This window comes from Rhizobacter sp. P2_H2 (assembly GCF_056403375.1).
This window is the reverse complement of sequence record NZ_JBFUFP010000268.1, coordinates 1-5,880: the sequence shown is the minus strand read 5'-3', so window position 1 is coordinate 5,880 and position 5,880 is coordinate 1. Positions and strand designations below refer to the sequence as shown.

General features: G+C 70.3%; 7 protein-coding genes. 2 read left to right on the top strand and 5 right to left on the bottom strand.

All coding sequences use genetic code 11. The annotated features are described in order from the left end of the window. The 4 genes from AC1D15_RS15460 to deoC all read right to left on the bottom strand — a co-directional run. The coding region (locus AC1D15_RS15460) for a BMP family lipoprotein (protein WP_477826663.1) at nt 1-360 on the bottom strand (360 nt) is incomplete at its 3' end. A gap of 98 nt (nt 361-458) precedes the next feature. Beyond that, entirely contained in the window at nt 459-854 is a 396-nt protein-coding gene (locus AC1D15_RS15455) for a cytidine deaminase (protein ID WP_477826662.1), read from the bottom strand. After that, nucleotides 851-2,182, bottom strand: coding sequence for a thymidine phosphorylase (deoA, locus tag AC1D15_RS15450; RefSeq protein ID WP_477826661.1), 1,332 nt, complete (start codon nt 2,180-2,182; stop codon nt 851-853). The genes AC1D15_RS15455 and deoA overlap by 4 nt, the downstream gene beginning before the upstream one ends. Next, on the bottom strand, nt 2,182-2,964 hold the full coding sequence (gene deoC, locus AC1D15_RS15445; RefSeq protein ID WP_477826660.1) for a deoxyribose-phosphate aldolase: 783 nt from the start codon (nt 2,962-2,964) through the stop codon (nt 2,182-2,184). Before deoC ends, deoA begins: the two co-directional genes overlap by 1 nt. 135 nt (nt 2,965-3,099) lie before the next feature. Between deoC and AC1D15_RS15440 the strand changes: the two genes are divergently transcribed. Beyond that, on the top strand, nt 3,100-3,303 hold the full coding sequence (locus AC1D15_RS15440) for a hypothetical protein (RefSeq protein WP_477826659.1): 204 nt from the start codon (nt 3,100-3,102) through the stop codon (nt 3,301-3,303). A gap of 12 nt (nt 3,304-3,315) precedes the next feature. On the opposite strand, the gene zwf is transcribed toward AC1D15_RS15440, so the two are convergent. Beyond that, nucleotides 3,316-4,788, bottom strand: coding sequence for a glucose-6-phosphate dehydrogenase (gene zwf, locus AC1D15_RS15435; protein ID WP_047510330.1), 1,473 nt, complete (start codon nt 4,786-4,788; stop codon nt 3,316-3,318). Between the two features lie 148 nt (nt 4,789-4,936). Here zwf and AC1D15_RS15430 point away from each other — a divergent pair, with 148 nt between their 5' ends. Continuing rightward, the gene (locus AC1D15_RS15430) at nt 4,937-5,869 is read left to right on the top strand and encodes a hypothetical protein (RefSeq protein WP_477826658.1); all 933 of its coding nucleotides are present in this window, start codon (nt 4,937-4,939) and stop codon (nt 5,867-5,869) included. The last annotated feature ends 11 nt before the right edge of the window (nt 5,870-5,880 follow it).

Sequence of the window (5,880 nt, the reverse complement as noted above, 5' to 3'; positions counted from 1 at the left end):
GAACAGCACCGACTGCACGTTGGGCTRCTTCACTTCGGAATCGATGATCGCGAAGTGCACCTTCGGGAATTCCTTGGCGACCTTCTCGAGCGCCGACGCATGGCCGAAGCCGACCGCGATGACCGGGTCCGACCCCTTCTGCGCCATGCGGCGCAGCGCCTGCTCGCGCTGGGTGTCGTTGGAGATCTCGAAATCGAGGTAGGCGGTGCCGGTCTCCTTCTTGAAGCGCTCGATGCCGTTGTAGGCGGCCTCGTTGAACGACTTGTCGAACTTGCCGCCGGCGTCGTAGACGATGGCCGGCTCGGCCTGGGCGGCGATGGCGGTGGCCGCGAGGGCCAGGGTGAAGGCGGTGCGCTTCATTCGTAAGGTCCCTGAAAAATGGTGCGAGTCATTCTCGCAAGAAGCGTGCGCAGGAACGCCCGGCGAATCCCAGGGAAAGCCCTCGGCTTGCAACCCGTTCAGGTCGCGAGCCGGAAACCGTCGGGCAGCAACTCGCCGGCAGTCGTTTCGCGGCGTGCGCCGGCCAGGTTCGTCAGCAGCACCGGCAACCGCGGCCCGCCGAGCTCGAACATCACCTGCCGGCACGCGCCGCACGGCGAGATCGGGCCCGGGGTGTCGCCGATCACCGCCAGCCGCGCGAAACCGTCGACCGGCACACCGGCCGCGATCGCGGTGAAGAACGCCGTGCGCTCGGCGCAATTGCACAGGCCGTAGGACGCGTTCTCGACATTGCAGCCGTGGAACACGCGGCCGTCCGCAGCCAGCAGCGCGGCACCGACGAAGAACTCGGAGTACGGCGCGTAGGCGGCATCGCGTGCCTGGCGAGCCTCGGCGATCAGGTCATCGTCGGTCATGGGGTGGTCCTGGTGATGTGTTCGGCGATCAGCGGTCTTGGTGCAGGCGCATGGTCGGTGATGGCACAGGCGCGGCGCACCGCGGCGATGGCTTCCTCGGCATCGGCTTCCGTGCGCGCATGCACGCGGGCGAGCGGCGCGCCGGCTTCCACGCGCGTGCCGATCGGCAGCAGATCCGAGAGGCCGACCGACGGATCGATGGCGTCGCCGCTGCGGCGCCGTCCGCCGCCGAGCGCGACGACGGTCATGCCGAGCGCGCGCGTGTCGACCGCCGCGAGGAAGCCGGCGTCGCCCGCCGTCACGTCGCGCACGACCGCGGCCTGCGGCAGCCCGGGGTTCGCGAGCACGTCGGCCGGCCCGCCCAGCCCCGCCACCATGCGCGCGAAGCGTTCGGCGGCCGATCCGCTGTCGAGTGCGCGCAGCAGCCGCATGCGCGCCTCGGCGTCATCGGCTGCCAGCCCGGCCTGCTGCAGCACCGCCGCGCCGAGCGCCATCACCACCTCGTGCAGCCGCGCCGGCCGCGCCGTGCCGCGCAGGTAGTCCAGCGCCACCTGCACCTCCAGCGCGTTGCCGGCGGCCGGCGCGAGCGCCTGGTTCATGTCGGTCAGCAGCACCTGCGTCGGCAGCCCGGCGCCGCAGCCGACCTCGACCAGGCTGCGCGCCAGCTCGCGTGCGCGCGCCAGGTCCTGCATGAAGGCGCCGTTGCCGAACTTCACGTCGAGCACCAGCGCGCCGAGGCCGGCGGCCAGCTTCTTCGACAGGATCGAGGCGGTGATCAGCGGCACCGATTCGACGGTGGCCGTCACGTCGCGCACCGCGTAGAAGCGGCGGTCGGCCGGCGCGAGCGTGTCGCCGGCACCGACGATCGCGACGCCGGCCTCGCGCACGACGCGCCGCAGCTGCTCGACCGGCACGCCCGCGCGGTAGCCGGGGATCGCCTCCAGCTTGTCGAGCGTGCCGCCGGTGTGGCCCAGGCCGCGGCCGGAGATCATCGGCACGAAGCCGCCACAGGCCGCGAGCATCGGGCCGAGCATCAGCGACACGGTGTCGCCGACGCCGCCGGTGGAATGCTTGTCGAGCACCGGACCGGGCAGCGCCTCATCGGCCCAGCGCAGCACGCTGCCGCTGTCGCGCATCGCCAGGGTCAGCGAGACCGCCTCGGCGGTGTCCATGCCGCGCCAGCACACCGCCATCGCGAACGCGGCGATCTGCGCCTCGCTGACGGATTCGTTCGCGATGCCCTGTGCGAACGCGCGCAGCTCGGCATCGCCCAACGCATGGCCGTCGCGCTTGCGGCGGATGGTTTCCTGGGGCAGCAACCCGGCCATCAGTAGCCGCTCACGCGCACCGGCGCCGGCCCGCCGTCGATCGCCGCCAGCAGCACCGCCAGCAGGCTCGACGCACCGAAGCGCAGCGTGTCGGGGCCGAGGMGATCGGCGCCATACACCTCGGCGGCGAGCGCGAGGTAGCGCTGCACGTCGGCGATCGCCGACACGCCACCGGCCACCTTCAGCCCGGCGCGGGTGCCGCGCGCGCGGATCACGTCGCCCATCAGCTCGACGGCCTGCGGCGTCGCGTTGACGGCCACCTTGCCGGTGGAGGTCTTCAGGAAATCGGCGCCCTCGCGCAGCGCGATCTCGCTGGCCTGGCGGATCAGCTCGGGCCGCTGCAGCTCACCGGTCTCGAGGATCACCTTCAGCGGCAGCGGCCCGCAGGCGCGGCGGCAGGCTGCGACCAGTGCCGCGCCGGCCTGGGCATCGCCCGCCTGCAGTGCGCGCCACGGGAACACCGTGTCGATCTCGTCGGCGCCGGCGTCGCGGGCCACGGCGATCTGCGCCGCCACCGCCTCGGGGGACGCTTCGCCGCGCGGGAAGTTGACGACCGTCGCCACCCGCACCGCCGCCAGCCCCAGCGCGGCCAGCCGGCGCTTCGCCGCCGGCACGAAGGCCGGATAGACGCACAGCGCAGCCGGCGCACCGTGCGGCGTGCGGGCCTGGTCGGCCAGCGCCTCGATCGAGGCCGGCGTGTCGTCGTCCTTCAGCGAGGTCAGGTCGAGGCAGCGCAGCGCKAGGCGCGCGGCGTCGGCTGCAGGGAGAGAGGGGATGCTCATGCACCGATTGTGGCGCGTCCGTCCATCCACAAACTGATGGATGCGGCGGCCGCGGGGCCCGGCGACAGTCCCCTCTTCCGGGGGCCCGCTTCCTGCGGATTGGCAGCCGCCGCGTCCCACCGAAGAATCCACCCCATGCAAACGCTCTCTCCCCTCCTCGACCGCCAGACCTGGATCGAACAGGTCGCCGCGGAACTGATGGTGGCCTCCAGGCTGATGAGCCCGGCCATGGCCGCCGGCTTCGCAACCGACCTCTGGCAAGCCTGGGGTCACATGCCGCCCGCGGCGGCCGCCGAGTACTTCCTCGACCCGGCGGTCGAGTACCCGTCGGCGTTCTGATCCGTTCCCTGATCAGTTCCCGGTCTTGTTCGGATCGCGCCACGCGCGCTCGAACGGCAGCCGCCACGCGTGCGGCGCGATCAGCTGGTGGATCGACTTCGGCCCCCACGAGCCCGGCGGGTAGAGCCGCACCGGCGGCGGCGACTCGAGCAGCTGCGTCGACACCTGCCACAGCCGCTCGATGCCCTCGGCGGTGGTGAACAGCGTGCGGTCGCCGCGCATCGCGTCGAGGATCAGCCGCTCGTAGGCCTCGAGCACCTCGCCGATCAGGCCGGTGTCGTGCATCGCGAACTGCAGGCTCAGCTTGTCCAGCCGCATGCCCGGCCCGGGGCGCTTGCCATAGAACGACAGCGACATCTTCGACGCATCGGCGAGGTCGAACGTGAGGTGGTCGGGGCCTTGCGCACCGACGCCGGAGCCGGGCGGAAACATGCTCTTCGGCGGCTCGCGGAACGCGATCGAGATGATGCGCTGGCCCTCGGCCATGCGCTTGCCGGTGCGCAGGAAGAACGGCACGCCGGCCCAGCGCCAGTTGTCGATGTAGCACTTCAGCGCGATGAAGGTCTCGGCCTCGGATTCGCGGTCGACGCCGGGTTCGTCGCGGTAGCCGGCGTACTGGCCGCGCACCACGTCGGCCGGCTGGATCGGCAGCATGCTGCGGAAGACCTTGTTCTTCTCCTCGCTGATCGGTGCCGGCTCGAGCGCAGTGGGCGGCTCCATCGCCATGAAGGCGAGGATCTGGAACAGGTGCGTGACCACCATGTCGCGGTACGCGCCGGTCTGCTCGTAGAAGCCGGCGCGCGTGCCCAGGCCGAGCGTCTCGGGCACGTCGATCTGCACGTGGTCGATGAAGTTGCGGTTCCAGATCGGCTCGAACAGCCCGTTGGCGAAGCGGAACGCGAGGATGTTCTGCGCCGGCTCCTTGCCGAGGAAGTGGTCGATGCGGAAGATCTGCTCCTCGGCGAAGGTCTCGTGCAACCGCGCGTTCAGCGTGACGGCGCTCGCGAGGTCGGTGCCGAAGGGCTTCTCCATCACGATGCGCGAGCGCTCCACCAGGCCCGCCTCGCCGAGCATCTGCACCGCCGGCAGCGCGGCGTTGGGCGGCACGCTCAGGTAGTGCAGGCGGCGCATCTCGTCGCCCGGGCCGCCCAGGCTGCGCTCGGCGGCCTCGACCGCGGCGCGCAGCGCAGGCGCGCCGGCCGCGAGCGGCACGTAGTCGAGGCTTTGCGAGAACTGCGCCCAGTCGGATTCGGTGACCTTGCGGCTCGCGAACTCGCCGAGCGCGGCGCGGGCCGCGGCGCGAAAGCCGTCGGCATCGATGTCGTCGAGCGAGACGCCGATGATGCGGCAGCCCGGGATGAAGCCCGCTGCCGACAGGTGGTAGAGCCCCGGCAGCAGCTTGCGCCGTGCGAGGTCGCCGGTGGCGCCGAACAGCACGACGACCTGCGGGAAGCGCGGGCCGACGCCCGGTGGGATCTTGGCCATGGGTGGGGTCTCGATCGAGCGCGCGGAGCGGATGGCAACGGAGCTTGCCACAGGCCACGCGAATCACCAACCTCAACGCAGAGCATGAATCCGGCACGCCGATCTGGAAGCATCCGCGTGTCCGATCCGGACGACAAGGAGGATTCCAATGATTCGAAAACTATGTCTTGCCGCCGCGCTTGCGCTGGCATCCGGCTTCGCAACCGCCGAGACGGTGGTGTACCAGGGCTCGCTCGGCATACCGAATGTCGGCTATGCGGAGTATCAGCAGACGTCGACCAGCCCCAACGTCTATGGCGGCGTCATCCGCGCGCAGCAGAAGTTCATGAGCACGTTGAAGGCGGCGATCGCGCCGCCGGTTGTCGCGATGCTGCAGACCGTCGATGGCTACCAGGCGGGCAGCGGCAGTGCCAGCGTCAGCGGGCCCGTGACGTTCGCGCTCAACAACGGCGTGGCCTCGTTCTCGGGCCTGCAGCTGAATGCGGGGCTGACGGTCAAGCAATCGAAGTTCGGCATCACGGCGACCTGCTCGATCCAGGTGCGCAACAACCCGGGGACGACAGTCACCGGCACGGTGGATCCGGTGGCGGGCACGTTCACCGTCACCGGCGTCCAGAACTTCACGCTGTCGAGCAGCTACTCGTGCTCGACCAACGTGGACTGGGTGCCGATCGTCAACATCGTCGTCGACACGCTGATCACCCGGCTCGCGGACCAGGTGCTCGCCCAGAAGACCCAGGAGGCCTACAACTCGCTGAACAGCATCGGCTCGCTGCAGCCGATCCACTTCGCCGGCATCGATTCGATCCCGGACGGCGCGCTGCTGTTCAACGGCATCGACTACGGCGCACAGGTGCGCGGCCGGCTCGCCAACCTGTTCAACAAGACCAGCTTCAGCGTGACGATCGGCGACCCCAAGCACTACATCACCGGGCCCAAGGGCTACGCCCACCTCGCCTACTCGAGCGACCTGATCCTGTCGTTCACGATCGACGAGTTCCGCTTCCAGTTGCTGGACCGGCGCACCTACGTCGACGAGGTCTTCTGCCCGTCCACCACGACCTACTGCTTCTTCTTCTGAAGCACTGAGGC

Bases quoted from the DNA above. Each gene is read 5' to 3' on its own strand.
- zwf (WP_047510330.1), bottom strand. From the start codon at position 4,788: ATGGCCAAGATCCCACCGGGCGTCGGCCCGCGCTTCCCGCAGGTCGTC.
- AC1D15_RS15455 (WP_477826662.1), bottom strand. From the start codon at position 854: ATGACCGACGATGACCTGATCGCCGAGGCTCGCCAGGCACGCGATGCC.
- AC1D15_RS15440 (WP_477826659.1), top strand. From the start codon at position 3,100: ATGCAAACGCTCTCTCCCCTCCTCGACCGCCAGACCTGGATCGAACAG.
- deoA (WP_477826661.1), bottom strand. From the start codon at position 2,182: ATGGCCGGGTTGCTGCCCCAGGAAACCATCCGCCGCAAGCGCGACGGC.
- AC1D15_RS15430 (WP_477826658.1), top strand. From the start codon at position 4,937: ATGATTCGAAAACTATGTCTTGCCGCCGCGCTTGCGCTGGCATCCGGC.